This is a genomic window from Rubripirellula amarantea (assembly GCF_007859865.1).
Lineage (GTDB): Bacteria > Planctomycetota > Planctomycetia > Pirellulales > Pirellulaceae > Rubripirellula > Rubripirellula amarantea.
Genome location: NZ_SJPI01000001.1, coordinates 3,446,204 through 3,467,139 on the forward strand (window position 1 = coordinate 3,446,204; position 20,936 = coordinate 3,467,139).

Annotated in this window: 17 protein-coding genes and 1 riboswitch; of the genes, 6 read left to right on the forward strand and 11 right to left on the reverse strand. The window is 53.7% G+C overall.

Annotated elements, in window-relative coordinates:
• Positions 1 to 104: 104 nt before the first annotated feature.
• From Pla22_RS12600 to Pla22_RS12610, 3 genes are all read right to left on the reverse strand, one after another.
• Positions 105 to 3,431 carry a GEVED domain-containing protein gene (locus Pla22_RS12600; protein WP_146514927.1) on the reverse strand — a complete coding sequence of 1,109 codons (3,327 nt, stop codon included), beginning with the start codon at positions 3,429 to 3,431 and terminating at the stop codon, positions 105 to 107.
• Between the two features lie 214 nt (positions 3,432 to 3,645).
• A complete protein-coding gene (locus tag Pla22_RS12605) occupies positions 3,646 to 4,623 on the reverse strand; it encodes an aldo/keto reductase (protein WP_146514928.1) in 978 nt (325 codons plus the stop codon).
• A 49-nt stretch (positions 4,624 to 4,672) separates the two neighbouring features.
• Entirely contained in the window at positions 4,673 to 5,668 is a 996-nt protein-coding gene (locus Pla22_RS12610) for an NADPH:quinone reductase (protein ID WP_146514929.1), read from the reverse strand.
• Between the two features lie 318 nt (positions 5,669 to 5,986).
• Between Pla22_RS12610 and Pla22_RS12615 the strand changes: the two genes are divergently transcribed.
• The gene (locus Pla22_RS12615) at positions 5,987 to 6,688 is read left to right on the forward strand and encodes a hypothetical protein (protein WP_146514930.1); all 702 of its coding nucleotides are present in this window, start codon (positions 5,987 to 5,989) and stop codon (positions 6,686 to 6,688) included.
• A gap of 171 nt (positions 6,689 to 6,859) precedes the next feature.
• Here Pla22_RS12615 and Pla22_RS12620 read toward each other — a convergent pair whose 3' ends face one another.
• On the reverse strand, positions 6,860 to 7,831 hold the full coding sequence (locus Pla22_RS12620; protein WP_242631973.1) for a hypothetical protein: 972 nt from the start codon (positions 7,829 to 7,831) through the stop codon (positions 6,860 to 6,862).
• A gap of 91 nt (positions 7,832 to 7,922) precedes the next feature.
• On the opposite strand from Pla22_RS12620, the gene hrpB reads away from it, so the two are divergent.
• The 3 genes from hrpB to Pla22_RS12635 are packed head-to-tail and all read left to right on the forward strand — an operon-like array spanning position 7,923 to position 11,821.
• Positions 7,923 to 10,388, forward strand: coding sequence for an ATP-dependent helicase HrpB (gene hrpB, locus Pla22_RS12625; protein WP_146514931.1), 2,466 nt, complete (start codon positions 7,923 to 7,925; stop codon positions 10,386 to 10,388).
• Between the two features lie 3 nt (positions 10,389 to 10,391).
• Positions 10,392 to 11,048, forward strand: coding sequence for an ABC transporter ATP-binding protein (locus Pla22_RS12630; protein WP_146514932.1), 657 nt, complete (start codon positions 10,392 to 10,394; stop codon positions 11,046 to 11,048).
• A complete protein-coding gene (locus Pla22_RS12635; protein ID WP_146514933.1) occupies positions 11,045 to 11,821 on the forward strand; it encodes an ABC transporter permease in 777 nt (258 codons plus the stop codon). Before Pla22_RS12630 ends, Pla22_RS12635 begins: the two co-directional genes overlap by 4 nt.
• 162 nt (positions 11,822 to 11,983) lie before the next feature.
• On the opposite strand, the gene Pla22_RS12640 is transcribed toward Pla22_RS12635, so the two are convergent.
• The 4 genes from Pla22_RS12640 to Pla22_RS12655 form a co-directional block, all read right to left on the reverse strand.
• Complete coding sequence (locus tag Pla22_RS12640) at positions 11,984 to 13,354, reverse strand: MBOAT family O-acyltransferase (RefSeq protein ID WP_146514934.1); 1,371 nt, start codon at positions 13,352 to 13,354, stop codon at positions 11,984 to 11,986.
• Positions 13,355 to 13,361: 7 nt separating this feature from the next.
• Entirely contained in the window at positions 13,362 to 14,357 is a 996-nt protein-coding gene (locus tag Pla22_RS12645) for a hypothetical protein (RefSeq protein ID WP_146514935.1), read from the reverse strand.
• 10 nt (positions 14,358 to 14,367) lie between these two features.
• Positions 14,368 to 14,799, reverse strand: coding sequence for a peptidylprolyl isomerase (locus tag Pla22_RS12650; RefSeq protein ID WP_146514936.1), 432 nt, complete (start codon positions 14,797 to 14,799; stop codon positions 14,368 to 14,370).
• A gap of 126 nt (positions 14,800 to 14,925) precedes the next feature.
• The gene (locus Pla22_RS12655; RefSeq protein WP_146514937.1) at positions 14,926 to 15,501 is read right to left on the reverse strand and encodes a hypothetical protein; all 576 of its coding nucleotides are present in this window, start codon (positions 15,499 to 15,501) and stop codon (positions 14,926 to 14,928) included.
• A 228-nt stretch (positions 15,502 to 15,729) separates the two neighbouring features.
• Here Pla22_RS12655 and Pla22_RS12660 point away from each other — a divergent pair, with 228 nt between their 5' ends.
• Positions 15,730 to 16,374 carry a HEAT repeat domain-containing protein gene (locus Pla22_RS12660; RefSeq protein ID WP_165440625.1) on the forward strand — a complete coding sequence of 215 codons (645 nt, stop codon included), beginning with the start codon at positions 15,730 to 15,732 and terminating at the stop codon, positions 16,372 to 16,374.
• Between the two features lie 86 nt (positions 16,375 to 16,460).
• On the forward strand, positions 16,461 to 18,068 hold the full coding sequence (locus Pla22_RS12665; protein WP_146514939.1) for a sulfatase family protein: 1,608 nt from the start codon (positions 16,461 to 16,463) through the stop codon (positions 18,066 to 18,068).
• Here the strand turns inward: Pla22_RS12665 and Pla22_RS25950 are convergent.
• The 3 genes from Pla22_RS25950 to Pla22_RS12680 form a co-directional block, all read right to left on the reverse strand.
• Positions 18,017 to 18,241, reverse strand: a complete 225-nt coding sequence (locus Pla22_RS25950) for a DUF1289 domain-containing protein (protein WP_146514940.1) — start codon at positions 18,239 to 18,241, stop codon at positions 18,017 to 18,019. The two genes, Pla22_RS12665 and Pla22_RS25950, sit on opposite strands and share 52 nt — an antisense overlap.
• Positions 18,242 to 18,379: 138 nt before the next feature.
• Positions 18,380 to 19,264, reverse strand: a complete 885-nt coding sequence (locus Pla22_RS12675) for a DUF4465 domain-containing protein (protein ID WP_146515411.1) — start codon at positions 19,262 to 19,264, stop codon at positions 18,380 to 18,382.
• Positions 19,265 to 19,378: 114 nt separating this feature from the next.
• Positions 19,379 to 20,197, reverse strand: coding sequence for a DUF1559 domain-containing protein (locus tag Pla22_RS12680; protein ID WP_146514941.1), 819 nt, complete (start codon positions 20,195 to 20,197; stop codon positions 19,379 to 19,381).
• 220 nt (positions 20,198 to 20,417) lie between these two features.
• Positions 20,418 to 20,667, reverse strand: a riboswitch (cobalamin riboswitch).
• Positions 20,668 to 20,936: the final 269 nt, after the last annotated feature.

Consider the following 20,936-nt stretch of genomic DNA (forward strand, 5'->3'; position numbering starts at 1 on the left):
GAGTGAGGGACGGCAACTGGCTTCTGCGGTAAAGCCAGTTGCGGTGAAGCTAAGTGCCGTATAGCCAAATGCGGTGAAGCCAGTTGAAAGTAGGCCGAGTGCGCTTAGTTCAGTTGGCCAATGAACTCACTGTCGGCGAAAACTGAATCGCGAACTTCGTCACGGTCGTGATGAGCAATTTGCTGCGGTGCTAGAACAAACTCTGCCTCGCTTGAACCGTCGTTGCTGATGCGAGCGAGTTGATTGATCACGCGAAGTGCATCGAGCGCGGTGACGGAACCGTCATCGTTTTGGTCGTAATAGAAACCCGGCCAAGGGTCGACGGAGGTTGGATCATTCAGAACACCCGTGGCCATGTCGGAATAGCTTCCGCGAGCCAGTTCGTTGATGATCACCAACGCGTCGCCGGCGGTCACTTCGCCATTGTTGTTAACGTCGCTAGGCGAAGCGATATTGTGCCATCCGCTGCCAAAGTTGGCTTGGACAAAGGTTCCAAGCGGGTTGGCTAGATCGTTCAAGCGTACGGTCGTGAAGAACGTTTCTGCAATGATTTCTGGATCACCCATCCGCCACAAATTGGGTTCGGTAAACATGAGGCGATCTTCTGCACCGCCAAAGACGACCACCCCGCCCGCATCAGGATCCATTTCACGAAGTGCTGTTGGGGCGATCACCACGTTTTGAATTCCTGCATCGGAAATATCAATCGCTTCGACGCTTTCTAAGTTGATGATTCCTGAGGTGTCGAGTGTAAGATCACCAACCACTCGCACTGTATTAACGCGATCGCCGCCATCGAACCGAAGTCCCGACTCGGGAACCGAGTGTCCACCGGTTTGATCAATGGTGAGTACATTACTGAATTCATCACCGACAATGTCGTAACGGCCGATGGCACCACGGGGTGCCCGGAAAATTTCTAAGCTGCCACGCTTGACGATGAATTCTGTGTCTGTCGATTCCAAGTTGATACGACTTCCGGCGATCGCAATCGCAGCAGTCGCCGTCAAACTTCCGTCGGTGATCTCTACCGCGTAATCTTCAACCTCACCGTCATCCGCGCCGCCGGTTGGTAAGAGCCCGCCCGTAGTACTGACTCTAAAACGCGCGTAACTGGTTCCAGCGACAGCATTGGCGGGAACGACAAATGGGATGAAATTTTCACCGGCAACCAAGTCGATGCTGATTTGGTTGCCAAGATGTTCCGTCGTTTGATCGAACGTTCCATTGCCATCGAAATCAATCCACGCGTCGAGCTTGGCAGCCTGAGATACGTTGACACTTAATGTGGCCAGAGTTGGTGATACCGGGGACCTAATGATGGATGTGTTGAAGACAACCCCGTCGTCACCCGAATCGGAATCCGCCGTATCACTTGGCTGACCGTTGACCTCGGTTGTTATAGCGGAACCCAAGAATGGACCGTCGACAACTTCGGTGTGAAACGGCCCGTCGTCATCCGTCAATGTACCGTAGCTTGGTGGTGCGTCCCCGTGATCCGCCTGACCCACCACATCAATTTCCACCGACAACGTGCTGGTGGTGAAGTTGACCAAGTCGTCGGGAGTAAACACAAGCGAGAGCACTTGGTTGTTGCCTTGGTCTAGCAGCGTGCCACTTGCGGGTGTGTAGACGAACGTGCCTGGGATGTGTGCGGTCGCATTAAGCTGGACTTCGTCGATCGCTGTACCCACGAAGATGTTGGCTGGTTGATTCCAGACGATGATTGCTTCGGCGGGTGGCTGTAATTCGATGGCGCCCATGTCAGCGCGCTCATTGCCAAATTCCTCCGAGAAGCGATTGAACGGTAGGTCACGTTGATCGCTCGCCAAGACAGCACCGTCTTTGTCCATCGCTAACGCGTTGCTGGCCAAATTAATTGCGGGGCTATCCGCAGCAAGCGAATGCGATTGAGTAGGTCCACCATTGCTCGCCAAAGGCAACAGCTTTGCGTCAATGATTCCTGCTCCATCGACGGATCCTACCAAACGTCCTTCTGCGTCTGGCGTTTGGGCTTCAACCAAGCCGCTGCCTCGGTTGTCGCCGATCAATGAATAGCGAACTACCAGTTTGTTCGAATCGGCTGGCCCATCAAGGTCTGGCGTCAGGCTGCTGTTGACGTTGTTCGCATCCACCAGATTGCCAGCGATGATCGAATTGTTGACCTCAGCATTCGTCGCCGAATCGGCCACATAAATCCCGCTACCGGCTTCCCCTGAGACGTTCAAGGTGAAGGTTGCATGAGTAATCGTGGCGCTCGTCTGGTTGCCCAACCGTATGCCACCGCCTTGAGTATTCTCGGCATGGGATCGATTGTTAGAGAACGTTGAGTTAACGATTGCGATGGGGGAACCATCGATGTTGATTCCACCGCCGTGCGAGGCTTGACCAGCAGTCTCGTTGTCGGCGAACAACGAATTCAGGATGCTGGTGTTGGTGTTGATGATCGAGATAGCGCCGCCGGGTGAATTTCCACCATCGGTATGGTTGCCGGTGACTTGAGTTGTTTCAATCGAAAGTGAACCACCGACCGTCGAGATAGCTCCCCCCAAGGAATCAGCAAGACTCGTTTGATTCCCAGTGACGATGCTTCCGCGAATGAGCAGGTTGCTCGCTTCGGAGTAGATCGCGCCTCCTCGCGCCGCCTCTCCGCTGGTTTGATTGTCTTGGATAACACCATCGCTGAAGGTGAGCGATGAAATGTTGGTCATGTAGACGGCACCGCCCGTGGATTGATTACCTTCCACCAAATTGTCGGTCAGGTTTGTGCGATTCGCGGTGATGTCGGTGCCGAACGATGCGATCGCGCCACCGTTGGCACTCGGGCCTAAAGTACGGCTTTGGCTAATCACGGTGTCATTCAATTCGAGCGTGCCACCCCTGACATAAACAGCACCTCCGTGTGATCCGAAACCTTGCGTTGAACTCAGCGTTGTCACAAAATCATTCAGCGTGGTTGTGCCGCCTGAAACGATTCGTATTGCGCCACCGTTGTAAGTGGTGTTAGGCACGCCATCGGTGAAACCATTCGTACCAAGAGTCCGTGTGTTTGTGGTGGTGAGCCCTCCAAGAGTCACGTCACTTGCACCTGACTCGATATTAAAGACGCGGCTTAGCCCTTGCGCGTCGATGGTGAGTTGGCTGGATCCCGGTCCGGTAATTGTCACCGAATCAGTGATTTCGAACTCACCCATCACCAAATCAATTTGAGCCGCTCCGGCGAATAAATCACCTTCGAAGGTGATCGTGTCAGCGCCCGCCGATGCGTTTGCTTCAATGATTGCCTCACGAAGACTTGTTTGGTTGTCCGCCCCGTCGATCGTGTCAGCAACCGTGGTCACGGCAATCGCTGCGAGAACTCGCCGACTGTCGAGCGTTTCGAGGCTCAATCGCCGGCGACGTTTGCGTGCGATGGGGGGACGGGAATTCATCGTGGTGACTCACAATGCGAAAAAAGGTGCTTGTCAAAGGGCAACGCCATCGAGAACGGGCCTTGCCGTGTGCCCTCTATCAGACGCTTGGGTGCCGAAAAAGGTCCGCCGCACATGGTTTCTCTACGGCAAATTAGCACTTTTTCGTCTTGCGAGCCTTAGTTTAGTCCATCGATGCACCGATCAAGCGCGAGTTGCCCGACCCGCAACGATGTCACTCGTAGATTGGGTAAAATGTGTTAAATGCAGCCTCGCAGAAATCACCAGGGTCGTTGAATCGGCGACCTTGGTCGAGACCGCTGATTTGGCTCATTTGCGACTCTGAGAGCGAGAAGTCAAAGATGTCGAAGTTTTCCTGAAGCCGTTCCACCCGAGAGCTTTTCGGCACCACGGCGGTCCCGCGTTGGACTCCCCATCGCAACAGGACCTGTGCCGGCGTGCGAGAGACTTCCTTTGCAATCGAAACCACGGTGGGATGGACCAGCAGCGATTCGCTTTGCTCTGCCATGTTCAGTTCAAAGTACGATTGTGCACCGAGAGGCGAAAACGCGGTCACGCCGATTTTCTCTTCGTGGCAGTAGCGAAGCAATTTTTGTTGAGTCAGGTAGGGATGCATTTCGACTTGCAACATAGCCGGCCGAACTTCGGCTTGGTTGATCAAGTCACGCAGCAGTGATACCCCAAAGTTGCAAACACCAATCTCTTTGACTAAGCCCGCGGTCACGAGAGATTCCATCGCTCGCCATGTATCGATGATCGGCACACGATCACTCTCGACCTTCGGGTCCGCCGCATCCGGGTCAAAGAACCAACCCGGTGGATACCGTTTTTCAATGGGTACAAATTTTTGGGCGATGGGAAAGTGGATCAAATACAAATCCAAATAATCCAAACCCAAATCGGCCAACGACTTTTCGCAAGCCATGCGAACATGTTCGGGACGATGAAAGGTGTTCCACAATTTCGAGGTAATGTGCAACTGGTCACGTTCGACCAAACCGTCATCAAGAGCGAGGCGGATTCCTTCGCCGGCTTCGATTTCATTGCCGTAATCACAAGCCGCATCAAAATGACGGTAGCCAATTTCAATAGCCGATCGGACCAGGGAAGCTGTTTTGTCGTTAGCAATCTTCCAAAGACCCAAGCCAATGGAATCGACGTTGGTGCCGCTAGCGAGTGTGATCTTCTGCATAAGAAAGTCTTGGTGTCGAGGAGTTCAAGAGAGCCGATGTCGGGTCAAGTTATCCCATGGTCACAATGATTTTACCAGTCAACGCTCCCTTCCCTTCAAGCGTTGATTGTTCTTGCAGACGATGAGCCTCGGCGGCTTGTTCAAGAGGGAACGTTGCACCGATGTTAGATTTCAATGTTCCCTTTTGCATCCAGCGATTGATGTCTTCGGCAGCGGCTCGCATTTCCACGGGCGTCGCTTTGAACATCACGAATCCATGCAGTGAACATTCTTTGACGTAGAACGGACCCACCGGAAACTCGGGGCGAGCATCGCGTCCCGCCATCAACACCATCCGCCCACGTTCGGACAAGACGCTAATCGCCATGTCGAAGTCGGGTTGTCGACGAGTTTCCCAAAATACGTTGACACCTTTGGGAGCTTCCGCTTTGGTGACTTCTTCGATGGATTGCCCGTGATAGTTGATCGCAACGTCGGCGCCCAACTCGATGACCCGTTCGCACTTGCTGGCCGAGCCTGCGGTCGCAATCACGCGTGCGCCGATAGCCTTCGCCATTTGAACGACCATCGAACCGACACCGCCGGTGCCGCCGATAACAAGGATCGTTTCGCCGGCCTGCAGTTTCGCTTCACGGAAGAGTCCCAGGTGAGCGGTGACAGCCACCAACGCGTTCGCGGCAGCATCTTGGAAGGAAACAGAATCCGGCAGCGGAAAACACCATTGGGAATCAATTGCGATCTTTTCAGCGAAGGTTCCTTGCCGGCCCAGTAGTCCTTGGTTGGTGCACCAAACGCGGTCACCAACTTGCAGGTTGTTGACATTTTCGCCTACCGCTTCGATGGTGCCGGCTGCATCGCAACCAGGGCAGTACTTCGAAGGTAATTCCGCCGCGATCAAACCGGACCGCACATAGGTGTCGATTGGGTTGACCGATGCTGCGTGAACTCGGATTAGGACTTGGTTTTCACTGACAATGGGATCCTTGAGTTCGCCGTATTGAATGACCTCAGGACCGCCCGTTTGTGTGAGATATGCCGCTTTCATGATTCATTTCTCCTGTGCAAATTAGAGCGAGGTAATGGGAGTTTGCGGAGATGGGCAGAGTCGCGAATTTTCCCAAGTGTCGCGATTCCCAGTGTTCTGCGTTAGAGAATACGTGTTCTGCGCTAGATATTACGTGTTCTGCACTAGAGATTACGTGTTCTGCACTAGATACGAGAATATGGCGGGAATCGATTGGAGATGGCCATTTGCTTTACTGTGGCCGCGCTGCACGCGTATCATGTACGCTCCGTCACGCTGCGCCAGCGCCTGCCGTGGTCGGACCAGACCATGTGAATCCCTTCCCTTTAATTTATTGGAATGAAGATGAAACGACTGATGACGTCCCTGATGGCTTTGGCAATGATTGCGTCGGTGAGTGTTGCCGATGAAGCTGCTTCCGGAACCGAAAAGGCATGCTCGGGCAAGACATGTGCTCTTGAAGGCAGTGCTTGCAGCGGAGCTGGGTGCCCGATCGAAACTGCCATGTCAAAGCTGCCCGCGATGACTTACTTAGTTGGCACCGAATCCACTTCATGCAGTGTGTCGGCTGAGAAATTGTCTGCCGAGCACAACGTGCCAGTGAAGTACGTGGCGATGAAGAAGACGTTTGACAGCAAGGCTGACGCGATGTCAGCTTTGGCGGAAGAGACCGAACAGTTCGTTTCAACATTCGTATCGACAAAGAAGTGTGACGTGAGCGGTAAGTTCACCGTCGCTGGTAAAGAACTTTGTTGCGAAGTGATGGCCGGTGAGCGTGCCGAGATTGCTAAGAAAGCAATGGATTCGGTCGAGATGACATACTTGGTCGGCACCGAAGAGTGCTCATGCCCCAACCAAGCTGCTACCTTGGCGAAGGCAAGCGGAACAGAAAAGCAATTCGTGATCGCTGGCGAAAAGACATGCTGCAGCATCGACGCTCGCGTACGTTTGGCTCATGCCAAGTACAAGGCGGCCGTAACCGCACTTGCGAAAGCTGACGCTCCTGCCGACAACGACGAAGAAGAGTCGGCGAACCTGTAATCCGGTTTCGTCTTTAGCAGACAAGAACTCTGGATTCTTCATGACCGAAAAATTGAACGCAGCTCGCGCATCTCGCGAGCTGCGTTTTTTTTCGTTGCAGGAGTTTCATCAAAAATGGTCAAGCTTTAGACCGAGCGATGCTAACGGATTCACCATGCCAAACCGCAGCGGTTAGTTGCGAGTCAAATCCCAAGCGTCCAACCAAGTGGTTGTGGTGGGCTTCATGCCGAAGTCTTGTTCCAACCGTTCCGCCATGTCGGGTAAGTGCCCCGCACCATAGAAAACCGCAAGCTTACTTTTGCCCGCATTCAATTCTTCGGTCAGGATCGTAAACGCTTTCGCATTTCGACCTTTGATCAAAGTGTTTTCACCATTGGCATCATCCATGCCAGCCGAGACAAGTTCGATATCGACAAGCTGTCGTGCCATCGCTTGCTTCATTTTCTTAGAACGGTCATCGCTAAACAACGCCAGCAAGACTCCTGCATCTCCACCGCTGGCCGCTTGCGATGCCAAACCAGCCCCCATCATCCTCGCAAGCATCTTCCAAACGCTGTCGCCACGACGTTCAAGGTCTTCCGCGAACTCCTCGGGGCTCATGTCAGCATGTTTGAAGTTTTCGGCCATGTAATCGATTAGTTCAAGCTGATACTCGAGGTTCAGCATGTCTTTCATTCCCGTTTGCACGGACGCTAAAAGAGAACGGCGTTCTTCAAGATCTTCGGGCCGAATTCGAGTTCCATCGGGGGCAACGAGTTCATACAGAACACTGTCGTACTTGGACAACCGAGTGTTCAGGTCTTCGTAGTACTCGCCCTGGCCGATGTGAACCACACCGACAAGGTCGACGATCGCACCATCGTATCGCGTGCCCGGTTGACCGACGAAGCGAACGATCGCTGTCTGCAATGCTTTCAGCTTTTCGTCGTCGGACTTGTCCAACCGCATGTAAAGCTCTTCGGGACCAACCTTCGACGGATCCTCCGCGGCCTCATCGGGCTCGGCCTTGTCGTCTGACTTGGCTGACTCAGGAAGCGCAACTTTTTCTTCCGACGCTGGCGGAGTAGCCACGTCACTTTGCGCCATGCATCGTTCAGCGAAAAAAGCGAACAAAAGCAATAACAGGGCGGCGAACAAACGCATGACAGATCTCGGTTTTTAGTGAGGGAGGTAAGTTGTTGCCGTAAGATTCCTCAGTATAGCGTTTTATCCCTTTCTTGGTACAAACGTCCGGATGAAATCACTTCCCGTCACCGACGTCTTGCCGCAAATCATTGCAGGATTGCGCGAAGACAAAGCGATCGTGCTGAAGGCTCCGCCCGGTGCAGGGAAAACCACTGCTGTGCCGCCGGCAATCATCGACGCGGGGGTGGCCGGTCAGGGCAAGGTGTTATTGATTCAACCGCGCCGACTAGCCGCAAGAGCCGCCGCATCGCGATTGGCGACCATGATGTCAACAAGTCTCGGTGATCGGGTGGGCTATCAAGTTCGCTTCGACAATTGCCTCAGTCCCACAACGCAATTGATCGCGATGACAACCGGCATCCTTCTGCGTCGACTTCAGAGTGATCCACTTCTGGAAGATGTCTCGTGCGTGTTGCTCGATGAATTTCACGAACGCAGTGTAGAGCTGGACTTAGCTTTAGGCATGCTGCATCGCATTCGCACGACGTTTCGGCCTGAGTTGAAGCTGGTCGTCATGTCGGCGACGCTCGATCCGCAACCGATCGTCAATTTCCTTGGTGATGCAGTTGCAATCGAAAGCCTGGGTCGAAGTTTTCCCGTTGAGGTTAGTTACGATGACGCCGCATCATCGGAACGTATCGAAACGCGTGTCGCCACCACGGTGGTGAAGTTGCTGGGCCAGACCGATGGCGACGTATTGGTGTTCTTACCCGGTGTGGGAGAGATTCGTCGCTGCGCGTCCGCGTTGGAAAGCCTGCATGACCTGGGTCCTTGCCGAGTTCACCAGCTTTATGGTGATCTATCAGCTAAGGATCAAGACGCAGTCCTTGGACCATCCGAATTTCGAAAGATCATTCTGTCCACCAACGTAGCCGAAACATCAGTGACCATTGATGGCGTCACCGGCGTGATTGACTCAGGACAGGCTCGCGTGATGAACTTCGATTCACGGCTCGGGTTGCCAAAATTGCAGCTCGAACCGATTTCTCAAGCATCCGCCGAGCAACGAGCGGGACGGGCTGGGCGTACCGCCCCGGGCAACGCAATCAGACTTTGGCCGCGGGCGACACACCGATCCCGACGTGAACTGGACAAGCCCGAAGTATTGCGTTGTGATTTTTCAGCGTCCTTGTTGTTACTCGCAAATTGGGGCGAACGTGACCTCGAGGCTTTTCCATGGCTCACGCCACCTGAGGCGTCAGCCGTTGATCTGGCTCACGAGTATCTGACTCGTTGCGGCGCGATCGATGAGACTGGTCACATTACACCGCTCGGCATTTCGATGGCCAAGTTGCCGTTGCCGCCGAGGCTATCAAGATTCATGGTGGCCTCAGCAGAAAACGGCTGCATTCGATCCGCCTCCATCCTGGCGGCACTGTTGTCCGAACGAGATCCGTTTCGAGGATCGAATTTGAGTTTGCTTGATCGAGTCGAGCAAATCGAAACGCTACCGAACAACCGCAGTTCGACCGGCAACATCGCTGGCATGAAAAACGTCTTGCGCGTAGCGAAGCAAATCGAACGAGCCACCGAGCTTAGTGCGAGCAGTATCGATGCCGATTCGGATGCAATCGCGAGGTCTTTGTTGGCTGCTTACCCCGACCGAGTCGCTCGTCGTCGCGAGAACGATGCCGGGCGTGCGGTAATGGTGGGCGGACGGGGACTAAAGTTGTCGCACCAGGTTGTACCGAGCGATGCGGAACTGCTGATTGCGATCGACGTCGATTCAGGATCAACCGAGGCAATTGTGCGGCTCGGAATCGCCATAGCAGAATCATGGTTGGATTCGGACCTGATCACCAACGTTCGCGAACACCAGTACGACCGAAGTTTGCAGGCCGTCATTGCTCGCCAACGTCGCTACTTTCTTGACTTGTTGCTGGCGGAGTCTCCGGTCAAGTGCGAGCCCTGCGAAGAGGTTGCCGAAATACTGATGACGGTCGCGAGCGAAGACTTTTTATCCGTCATGCCCAACGGTTCAAAACCTTTGGCCAGCTTCATTGAGCGAGTGAACTTCATCGGTCGAGTCTGGCCCGACTCGGATCTACCGCCGATCGACGATCACGCACTCGCCGAGGTCGCACGCGATTTATGTCGAACCCGAACAAAGCTGAGTCAACTGCAATCGGCACCCTGGCTCGATCATTTGCATGGGCGTTATTCGTACGAACAATTGTCGATGATTGAAAAGCAAGCTCCCACTCGAATCACGGTGCCCAGTGGAAATTCGGTTCTTGTAGATTACTCATCCGGAAAGCCAGCGATGGCTGTCCGGATCCAAGAACTCTTTGGTTGGAAATCAACGCCTCGAATCGCAGGCGGCAGAGTACCGATTCAATTACAGTTGTTGGGTCCTAACTATCGGCCTCAGCAGATTACCGAAGATCTCGAAAACTTCTGGGCAGCAACCTATGAACAGGTTCGAAAAGAACTCCGCCGTCGTTACCCGAAGCACCATTGGCCTGATGATCCATTCAATGCGAAAGCAACTCACAACGGGCTCAAACCTCGCTAGCTGATGCTGAACCTTCTTAATCTGAGCCGAAGAGTAGGTGACAAAACCCTGCTGGATCACGTATCGCTTTCCATCGATGCTGGTGACGCCATCGGACTGGTTGGTCCCAGCGGCAGTGGTAAGTCGACGTTGATGCGGGCGATTGCAATGCTAGATCCCTTGAACGAAGGTGTCATTGAGTTCGCGGGTCAGCCGATTACCGGCAACACCGTTCCTGGATACCGATTAAAGGTTGTCTATTTGGGGCAGCGACCAACCATGCTGGATGCGAACGTGGAAGATAACTTGCGATTGCCGTTTTCATTTGCACAAGTCGCCAAGACGGGTTTAAGTTTTGATCGTGATGAGGCCGTCTCTTGGCTCGCCAAGTACGGTTTGCCCGCCGATGTGATGCGGCAAAATGCGATGACGCTTAGCGGTGGCCAGCGTCAAGCGATTGCGATGTTGAGAGCCATCCTGGTTGATCCCAGTGTGATTTTGCTCGATGAGCCGACCGCCTCGTTGGATGAAGATTCTATCGCCAAGTTTGAGAAACTGGCGAAGGCTTGGAAAGACGACAAGCCCGCTCGCGCTTGGGTTTGGACATCTCATGATCGGGATCAAGTCACCAGAATGACGGATCGAACGATCTCAATGAACTCCGGAAGGATCGTTTCATGACCGATCTATCGCTTTCCTATGCCGAACTCGCAATTGCTGCAGGATTGCTGGTCATTAACGTCGTCATGTCGTGGCGGATGCGGTTGGGCATCGGTACGCAAATCATTGTCAGTGGCATTCGCATGGCCGTGCAGTTGGCGATTTTGGGATTGGTGCTCAAGCAGATTTTTGCCTTGGCGACGTTCCCACCCGTCATGGCGCTAGCGACCGCGATGACAGTGATCGCGGGCTTATCATCAGTCGGTCGGATCGAAAACCGTTACACCGGCATTCGGCTCAATGCGATCGTTGCTGTTTGGGCGAGCAGTTGGCTGGTCACGGCGGTAGTCATCATGGCGATTGTCAAACCGATGCCTTGGTATTCACCTCAAATCGTGATCCCGCTCCTGGGTATGGTCCTAGGCAATTCGCTGACGGGAATCTCACTGGGCATGGATCGCTACATCGCCGAACTCAAGCGGCGTCGCGACGAAATAGAATTGCAACTGTCTCTCGGGGCGACTCGAAACGAAGCCACTCGCGATGCGTTTCGAATCGCTGCTAAAGCTGCGATGGTGCCGATCTTAAATACGATGTCGGTTGCAGGGATCGTCAGTATCCCCGGCATGATGACGGGGCAACTGCTTGCCGGCGCGCCACCCATTCAAGCGGTTCAATATCAAGTGATGATCATGTTTGTGATCGCCGCCGCCATTGCCATGGGTGTCCTGATCGCCTTGACGTTGACGTTCCATCGAGTGACGACAAAGGATCATCAACTAAACCTATCATGAAACTCGAGTGTTGATCCACCATCATGTGAAGGCAGGACGCTGCGAATGATTTGCATCGAGGAACGGACGCGAGGCCGATTGCGCTAGTCTCCTAAACAGTCTAGTTTCCAGTAGTCAAGGATTCTTGGCAGACTTAGACGGAAGGTGCGACGGTGAGCGCACTTAGAATTGAAAGTAAACGAAAGGTTTAAAGCTTTCGGGTGCGTACAGGACAATGCACCAGAGCATGATTGCGGTAGCGATGGGGGAATACCACGCGTCGATCGGCAGTCGCATCGCCCGGCGTAGCGAGGTACGCCAAGCGAGATGTTCGGCGACCATGATCGCGATCGCTCCAATCGCGAGCGGTGGAAACCAGTGGATGCCCGGTCTCGCAAAAGCCATCTGCGAAAACACCGCGTTGGCGGATTGCATATCAGGGCTTCGGAACAACACCCATCCCACCAATACGACCCCGACCGTGATGAGCCATGACAGCGGTTTGGGCAACTGGATCGAGAAGACGCGTTGGACCGACAACGCCAGTCCATGCCAAATTCCCCAGAGCACAAATGTCCAAGCTGCTCCGTGCCAAAGGCCGCCCAGGGTCATCGTGATCATCAAGTTACGATACGTGGCGAGTGATCCACCGCGACTACCACCGAGCGGAATGTAGAGGTAGTCTCGCAACCAACGCGACAACGTCATGTGCCAACGATGCCAAAAATCGGCCATCGAGATTGCCAGGTACGGGTGTCGGAAATTAACGGGGAAGCGATATCCCAGCATCTTGGCCGCGCCGATCGCCATATCGGTGTACCCCGAAAAGTCATAGTAAATCTGACCCGCGTAAGCGATCACGGCGAGCCATACGGTCAGGCCGCCATACAGATCTGGCCCCGCGAAAACGACATCGGACATTTCCCCTAGGCGATCGGCGAGCAGCACCTTCTTTACCGCTCCGCATAAAAACATCTGAAACCCGCCGTAGAGTCGCCGGCGCGAAAATGAGGGAAACGATGTCAATTGCGGTAACAACTCTCGAGCTCGCACGATCGGTCCGGCAACGAGTTGCGGAAAGAACGCGACGAACAACGCAAAGTCCAGCAAGCTTGGCGTGGGTTGTAGCTTGCGGCGATAGACGTCGATCGTGTAGCTGAGCGTTTGGAACGTGAAGAACGATATGCCCACTGGCAAAATGATTTCTAAAGGTTCACTGCCCAGTCCGTACCCGTCCAAGATGGCTCTTGCTGATTCCACAAAGAACCCGGCATACTTGAAGTAGCCGAGCATTCCTAAGTTCACGATCAAGCTGAGTAAGAGCAACGCCTTTCGTTTGCCGGTGTGATTGCTCGCATGCATCGCGTTGGCGACGTAAAAATCAACTGCTGTCGACAACAACAACAGCCCGCAGAAGCGATAGTCCCAGTAGGCATAGAAGTAGTAGCTAGCGACCAGCAGAATGGCCTTGCGCGTTCGATTAGATCGGACGGTCCATACGGCCAATAGCACGATGGCAAAAAAGATCAGAAATTCAATCTGTGAGAACAGCATCGTGCATTTACTCTCGAGAACTGTCGGGAGCAAAATGATCGACGATCCGTTCTGCAATGATTGAGTTGCCGACTACGTTAAGGTGGCCTGATCCAATCTGTCCGTTGTCAAAACCGTGCGGCCAACGGTTAGCGGCGCCGGATTCAATCTGCGATTCTTGCACGTTGAGTAGTTGGATACCGCTTTCAAAATCGCTTGTTGCAATCGAGCTTTCTAGTTCAGCGAATGACTCGCGATCTGGATCTTCGACGTTAACCCGGCCTGCCATGATCTGTGGCACTCTTGGCGCGTAAATCAGCACGACGGGTCTGCTCGCGACTTCTTGTATCTTCAGGAGCGAATCATTCCAGAACGCAGTCGTGTCGACCGTGTCCGCATGAGGTTCCGCCGGGACTGCAACTGGTCCAAAAGAGAACCGCAGGTCTCGCGGGGTAAGCGAATTGGGTTGGAAAAGAACCTTCCTTGCCGCGTGGATGACGAATGCAGGCACCGTTTCGGCGATACGGGAAAACGCGTCATCTTTGGGAAATGAATGCAGCATTCGCTGCTCGATGACAAGATCCGATAGCTCGACGACAAGGATTACGTGGGCGTCGACATCGAGCTCTTGTTCCGCAAAAGGAAACTGAGTGAGCCAATCGACCAATGAATCACCGCTACGTGCGAGCGGAAAAACCTCGACTTGGTCATCGCTAAGAGATTCCGTTAGGGCAAAGATTTTTTGATCATCTGCGACGCATGTCCCTTCGGCCTGCGAGTCGCCCCACAAGGCGATCTTGATTTTGGGGGCACGCAAACGTTGCGTTTTGCCCACCATTCCAAGAGGTCCGATCGATGACGTCGCGTAACCTTCGCTGCGCCACCGATAATCGTGCCCGGTCGCCAGAGTCATCACGCCGCGGTTGAGCTGCCGTGGCAGGTAGCTGCGCACGAACAGCGGCGACGTGATGGCGACAATAAGAGTTCCTGCGATAAACCCAAGAAGCCAGCGGGCAAGCAGCATGCGCTCGAGACTAGCCTTCGGTGACGGTGACTTTCGTCATCTTGTCACCCATTTCGATCGCATCGACCACATCTTGCCCTTCGATCACTTTGCCAAAAACAGTGTGGCGGTTATCGAGGTGAGGTTGAGCTTCGTGGGTGATGAAAAACTGCGAGCCGTTGGTGTTGGGGCCCGCGTTCGCCATGGAGAGAACTCCTGGGCCGTCGTGCTTGAGTTCCGGATGGAATTCGTCTTTAAACTTGTATCCAGGTCCGCCGGTTCCAGTACCTTCGGGACAGCCGCCTTGGATCATGAAGTTGGGAATAACACGGTGAAAGGTCAATCCATCGTAGAAGCCTTTGCTGCACAAGGTTTCAAAGTTTTCGACGGTCTTAGGAGTCTTGTCGTCGAACAACTCGATCTTGATGGTGCCTTTGTCGGTCTCAAAAGTAGCAGTCTTCATGGTCTCGTATAGGTTGAAGGGAAATGTGTCCGCGATGCGTTCGTGACGCAGGAATCATGTTGGGCAGCGTACATGACGCGATGCCCATCATGATGGACGAAGTTAAAAAATGAGCGTGTGCAAACGCTAAGGTGCGACTTCTTCGAGTTCGCCAGTTTCTTCGAGTTCGCCAGTGTCAAAGACACCTTCCAAGGTTGGTTCCTCGAAAGTAGCGAGTTCGTCGATGTCAATCATGTGTTCGGTTCCATCTTCCATGACTAACTTTGCCGTTCGCATTCGAACTTCCTGGGTGTTCGATTTGTCTTGCACTATGTAAACAAACCCGGAACCCTTATCGCCAACAATCGTGAACGCAATGTTCTCACCGGCCTCGGGATTCGAGCTGGCATGCTTGAACGTTTCCGTCAAGTCCGCATCGAAGGATTCAATGTTCCCAATGTTTTCGACAATGGTCGGATTGCCTTCCAATTGGCTGCGGTACTCCGATGCCACGATGCCGATACCGGCTTTGGTGATGAAGAGACTGCCTCCGCAGCACACCAGCATTCCAAGTAGTGTTACACCGCCGCAACCGAGCAACCAAAATTTGGTGTTGCTCTTCTTTGGCGGTGGAGCATCGTACCCTGCGGCTGCATTGGGATTCAGGGCATTGGGGTTTGGCGACGCGTTGTCACCGAAGGGATCGTTGGGATTCATTGACATAGAATGATCTTTTCTAATTCACAAGTCCGTAAGCGCGAATAGTGCGAGTACTATTAGAACCTCCCATGGTGTATCGTCATAGTCGGTATTCGCCCGCAGTACGGCGTCGTGGCGATGTTTGTGGCGATGTTGGTTGGTACCGTCCGTCGACGTCGGGAAATGGCCTTGGCATGCATCATCAAACCTGAATCATCCCCCGCCGATCACCCTGTTTTTCTAGGAATTTTTATGCGAATTTTTGTACTGTTGCTCGTGGTGTTCACGAGTGTCGCACGCGGTGACGAAGGCGTTCCGAGCAGTGCGGCAAGTCACAATTCATCTATGGTGGCTGGCAAGACGCTCAGCGATTTGAAAGAGGGCATCAATTCGGAAGATCGTGTCGTGCGAACTCGATCGGTGAAGTCGATCGCGGCGTTTGCGTTTCGCTCTGATGATAAGGCGATCGGTCAGGCGTTGTCTGATGCAATGGATCATGATGACGCGGCGGTCCGCTATATCGCTATGGTTAGCTTGGGCGACATCACGAAAGCACCGTACGTGCCGCAAGTCATCAGCGACGCCACTCAAGCGAAGTTGAAAACGGCGGTCAAGAACGATCCATCAAACTCGGTCAAGATGGCCGCATCCTATGCCTTATGCCAAGCCGGCGAAGTGGATGAGTACCTTTCCGTCTTATTGGAAGATCTGGATCATCCCTTGCGAGGCGTTTCCTGCAGTGCAGCGGAATTGATTGGCAAGATTGGGCCAGCGGCTCAAGCAGCCAAAGTGAAGTTAAGTGAAGTCGCCGCGAACAATGACGCCAAGAAAAAGATTGGCGACTATCACCGCGGTGGAGCGGCGGCGACAGCGTTGTTGAAGATTTCGGCTCCTTAGCAAACGCCGTTTCTTGGTGAGTGCCGTTTGTTCGCGATTGGTGCTTTTGTCATTCTCATTTTGCTTCCTCATCATTCTTGACTGTTATGCGTACTGTAAAAATCATCTTGCTGTTGGCGATGTGCGTTTTCGCTCGGACCGTATCGGCCGACAATCGTCCCAATATCCTTTGGATCTCATGCGAAGACATTTCGCCCAACCTCGGTTGCTACGGGGATCCTCATGCGATCACGCCGACGTTAGATCGTTTGGCGTCCGAGGGGACTCGGTTCACTCGCGCGTTCACACCGGCCGGAGTTTGCGCGATTGTTCGCAGCAGCATCATCACGGGCATGTACGCACCGACGATTGGATCGCAACACATGCGATCGGAGATCATTCCTCCGGCGAACGTGAAGGCGTTTCCAGAACTGTTACGAGCTGCAGGCTACTTCACCACGAACCGAAGTAAGACCGACTACCAATTCAATTCAACGCCGGCGATCTGGGATCGGCAAGGACCCAAGCACGAGGATTGGCGTGAACGCAAAGATCCCGACCAACCGTTCTTTAGCGTGATCAACTTTATCGAAAGCCATGAAAGTCAAATCCGTCACGGTGAAGCCAAGCACCGCAAAGTGGTGGAAACGATCGGGTCCGAGAACGCTCATGATCCGAACAAAGTCGGCGACACGATTCCTGAATACTTGCCCAACACGCCGGCCACGCGAAAGAACTGGGCGTGGTACCACGATAACATCACCCTTATCGACAAATTCACCGGTGATGTGCTTCAGCGGCTCGAAGATGATGGATTGACTGACAACACGATCGTCATTTTTTGGGGCGATCATGGCATGGGCCTGCCGCGTGGAAAGCGATGGCTCTATGACACCGGTACTTTGGTGCCAATGATTGTGCGTTGGCCGAAGTCGGTCGGCGATGATGTCGGCGAAGCACCTGGAACAGTCCGCGAAGATTTGGTGACAACGGTTGATTTGGCACCCACCATGCTCAGCCTAGCTGGAGTGGAAGTTCCTTCGTACATGCAAGGGCGAGTCATGATGGGCAAGAACCAAGGCGAAGAGCCGCCCTATTTGTTCTATCATCGCGATCGTATGGACGAGGTTTACGAGTTGCAACGCGCTGCTCGCGATCGTCGCTGGAAATACATTCGCAACTTTGAACCTGAAAAGCCGTACTCACAGCGGCTTGAGTACATGGACGATATGCCAGCGATGCAAGATTGGCGACGTTGGGCTGCCGCAGGTCGACTTTCCGGCGGCATGGAAAATTGGTTTCAGGTTCCTAAGCCGATCGAAGAGCTCTATGACACGAATAAAGATCCCTACGAGCTGAACAACTTGGCCGACCGCGCTGAATACGCGGATCGTATGTCGAGAATGCGAGCGGCAATGGAAGCGTGGCAGGAAGAGATCGCAGACACCGGAATGATTCCCGAGGCTGTGATGATGGAGGAAATGAAACCGGATGGGGTCACGCCCACAACGGAGAATCCCGAAATGGAAAGATCCGACAATCGCGTTTCCATTACCTGCCCGACCGACGGTTCATCGCTGGTTTACCGGACCAAGACCGACGATGGATGGAGCGACTGGACGCTTTACACAAAATCGTTTTCCCACGATGGTGCTGTGCAAGCTCAAGCTTGCCGCCTCGGTTTTTCGGACAGCGAAGTTGTCACGCTCGATTGACCTGCTTCCGCAACGCGCTGCGCCGCTGCGGCGACAATCGCTCGGCGGCATTCTTCGCTTGCCGACATCCAACCCGCGATCTCATCGCCGGTGCGTCCACATCCTACGCATACGCTCAGTTCACTGAGCACGCACTTTTCGATGCACGGGGATTTTACGTTGGGTTCTTGCATAAGAATTTGTTCAGGGGATGTCGCGTCATCGTAGATGCGTGTCAATAACAGGCCCAGTCGCCGCACGCCGGCAAATCTGGCAAGTGGCAAATTTGGCAAGTGGCGACCCGGGCTAGAACGTTTTCTTCTTGAAGGGCGTTATCGGTTCGAGACGCGATCACGTCTTTGGAATCGCAAAGCTCCTAGTATCAGGCTGCCAATAGCGATCACCGATAAAGTGGATGGCTCGGGCACGGCGGTGATCGTCAAATTGTCAAACGCAACGTATGTCGGTGTGTTGATTCCGAAATCCCCCGAGTCGCTAGATGCGAACGAAACGGCAACGGATCGTGCGTTGCGAATGCTCGTCAAATCAAACGTAGTCCAATCGCCAAGAATGTAGTCCTGGGAATTGTCTGCAAATGTAAAATCGGCCAGGTTTGCCGTCACGGATCCGATCGAATTGCCGCCGGCATTAAGCGAATCGAATCCCGTCAGCGTTATACGGAAGAAGTCGGCATCATTTCGCGATACACCGCCAAACCTCTTGGCGAATCCATCGCCATCTCGCATCGACAAGGCAGCGTACGTCGTGTTGGCGACGTCGACTGACAATAATTCGGAACCGTTGGGTAGATTAAAAAATGCTCCGCTTCCAAAAGCAACGGCGTAGGTACCGCCGGCTTGGACATTGCCGTTTCCGCTGGATCCACCGCCAGGGTATGCCGCGTATTGGTTGTTGAGTCCTGGACTCGAGCTATTGATAACGTTGCTGTAACTCCACCCGCTCCAGAAGTCGAAGGATGGAAGGTAATCGCCATTGTAGCTGTTGCTAAATCGCACTCCTTTGCTGTTCCAGCCTGTTGAGTTGGTGCTGCCGGAGCCATCGTTACCGTTGTAGTACGATCCGCCACCATCTGGACTTGATCCCGTGAAGGCACCAAGTTCTTCAAAGTCGACCACCACTGCAGCCATCGAATAGCGAGGCATGGCGATCGTGGCTGACAAACTAATTAGGGTCACAGCAATCAGTGAAAGTTTCATGGAACGTTGTTCTTCTATGTGAGGAGGAATTGGGTCTAACCCTCGCAAGGGTTCTCGGTAGTGACCGAGGCCACGAGTCTCATGAAAGTTGGTCGAGACGCGTGGCCTCGTTCACTACGGTGCGTATTGCGCGGTCTCCCCTTTTGCGATCGTGATCAGTTTTCCGAGCAAAGACTTGTCAATCGATTCGGTCATGAACAATGTTCGGCCGTCTATGAACAGGACCATCGCACCACCAGGGTGCAGACTGCGGATCTCGTTGTCGCCAACCCACGCTTCGTGATCGTTGATTCCCCATGCTTGCACGAACACATTGCGACCGTTGATCCATTCGCTATCGGGGCCGCCCACGTCTTCGGCAACGGCCAGCGTGTTGGTGAGGCCATCGCGGATTGCGCGAAACGAAATTATTTTGTCGTAAAGAAAGCAGCCGTCGCTTGGATCGGTATCGACGATACGTTCACCGTAGAGACCGCCGTAGTCCGTTTGCCCACGAATCAGGTTTCGGTCGGGCGCCGTCGGGCACTCATACATAGCTACGCGAGTTTGGGCTGCGACTCGATTTCGTTCGGAATCAAACGGTAGCGAAAAGTCGATGGAATCATGAAGAGATTGTTGTTCAATGAAAGGCAGTAGGAACGCGGACCAAGCGAATTGACGATGTGTTGGCGGGGCCATGAATCCTCGCCATTCGATGCACCCAGTGGGCAGGGATCGGTGTGCGTTGTGATACGCGTGAAGGGCCAACCCAATTTGTTTGAGGTGGTTCTTGCACGTGGTCTTTCGTGCTGCCTCGCGCGTCGCCTGGACTGCGGGCAAAAGCATCGCCACCAAAATGCCAATGATGGCGATGGAAACCAACAATTCGATCAGGGTGAAGCCCCGGGAACGGTGGCATTTTCGGACGAACGGGTGCGCGGGCAGGGATGACATGGCGAGTGCAGTTGTCGCACCCGCCGCGATCGTGTTGGCAGACCGGTAGCCCAAATCACTGTCGAATCAACAGCGACTCAATCAAACAGGTGTGCTTTGCGAACGAAGACGAACGACAACTGATGGGGAGGGATGCTTTTGGCAAATCGATTCAAGCCAAGGGGGCAAAAACCCGGCAATGGATTTCAATCGCAACGATTGCCCCAATCCAAGAGGGCACGACATCGTCTTGTTCAAGGTAGGTCTTCTGACTCGCTACCTTTTCCGATCGCTCGCAGCCTTCTCGTTCGCCACCGAGGTAATTCCACGGCGGAAAACAATGACTCTTCGTAAGAAGGAGCGACGGATGCAATTGCGTTAGCAATCGCGGGCAGCATACAGCGGCTGGACCGTCCCGGAATTTCACCGGAGTTCCCTGTTAAATCGTTTGCCAGAACGCAAACGAGATCACCTTGAACGTCGAGAAGCATAGCAGCGACGAACCACTCGTCAAGCCGCAATCGTGACCGTGTCTGGGTTTCACTGTCCTCAGGTTCATCCCACCGCCCGGCGACTTAATTCCGCCGACCCAGCGACCATTCAATCGCTTTTGAATTGCGGTTTTTCGCTTCCTAATACTTGCCGTTCGCACGCCAGCGCACGTGCTTGGCTTCGTTCTTTACTGAACTCCATAGCGTAGGATCGGCGACCTAGCACCTGAACGTTTTTGCATCCAACCGTTTTGCCATCGAGCGTCTCT

Coding starts and splice junctions, on each gene's coding strand:
- Pla22_RS12600 (WP_146514927.1), bottom strand. CDS start 3,431: ATGAATTCCCGTCCCCCCATCGCACGCAAACGTCGCCGGCGATTGAGC.
- Pla22_RS12605 (WP_146514928.1), bottom strand. CDS start 4,623: ATGCAGAAGATCACACTCGCTAGCGGCACCAACGTCGATTCCATTGGC.
- Pla22_RS12610 (WP_146514929.1), bottom strand. CDS start 5,668: ATGAAAGCGGCATATCTCACACAAACGGGCGGTCCTGAGGTCATTCAA.
- Pla22_RS12615 (WP_146514930.1), top strand. CDS start 5,987: ATGAAGATGAAACGACTGATGACGTCCCTGATGGCTTTGGCAATGATT.
- Pla22_RS12620 (WP_242631973.1), bottom strand. CDS start 7,831: ATGCGTTTGTTCGCCGCCCTGTTATTGCTTTTGTTCGCTTTTTTCGCT.
- hrpB (WP_146514931.1), top strand. CDS start 7,923: ATGAAATCACTTCCCGTCACCGACGTCTTGCCGCAAATCATTGCAGGA.
- Pla22_RS12630 (WP_146514932.1), top strand. CDS start 10,392: ATGCTGAACCTTCTTAATCTGAGCCGAAGAGTAGGTGACAAAACCCTG.
- Pla22_RS12635 (WP_146514933.1), top strand. CDS start 11,045: ATGACCGATCTATCGCTTTCCTATGCCGAACTCGCAATTGCTGCAGGA.
- Pla22_RS12640 (WP_146514934.1), bottom strand. CDS start 13,354: ATGCTGTTCTCACAGATTGAATTTCTGATCTTTTTTGCCATCGTGCTA.
- Pla22_RS12645 (WP_146514935.1), bottom strand. CDS start 14,357: ATGCTGCTTGCCCGCTGGCTTCTTGGGTTTATCGCAGGAACTCTTATT.
- Pla22_RS12650 (WP_146514936.1), bottom strand. CDS start 14,799: ATGAAGACTGCTACTTTTGAGACCGACAAAGGCACCATCAAGATCGAG.
- Pla22_RS12655 (WP_146514937.1), bottom strand. CDS start 15,501: ATGTCAATGAATCCCAACGATCCCTTCGGTGACAACGCGTCGCCAAAC.
- Pla22_RS12660 (WP_165440625.1), top strand. CDS start 15,730: ATGCGAATTTTTGTACTGTTGCTCGTGGTGTTCACGAGTGTCGCACGC.
- Pla22_RS12665 (WP_146514939.1), top strand. CDS start 16,461: ATGCGTACTGTAAAAATCATCTTGCTGTTGGCGATGTGCGTTTTCGCT.
- Pla22_RS25950 (WP_146514940.1), bottom strand. CDS start 18,241: ATGCAAGAACCCAACGTAAAATCCCCGTGCATCGAAAAGTGCGTGCTC.
- Pla22_RS12675 (WP_146515411.1), bottom strand. CDS start 19,264: ATGAAACTTTCACTGATTGCTGTGACCCTAATTAGTTTGTCAGCCACG.
- Pla22_RS12680 (WP_146514941.1), bottom strand. CDS start 20,197: ATGTCATCCCTGCCCGCGCACCCGTTCGTCCGAAAATGCCACCGTTCC.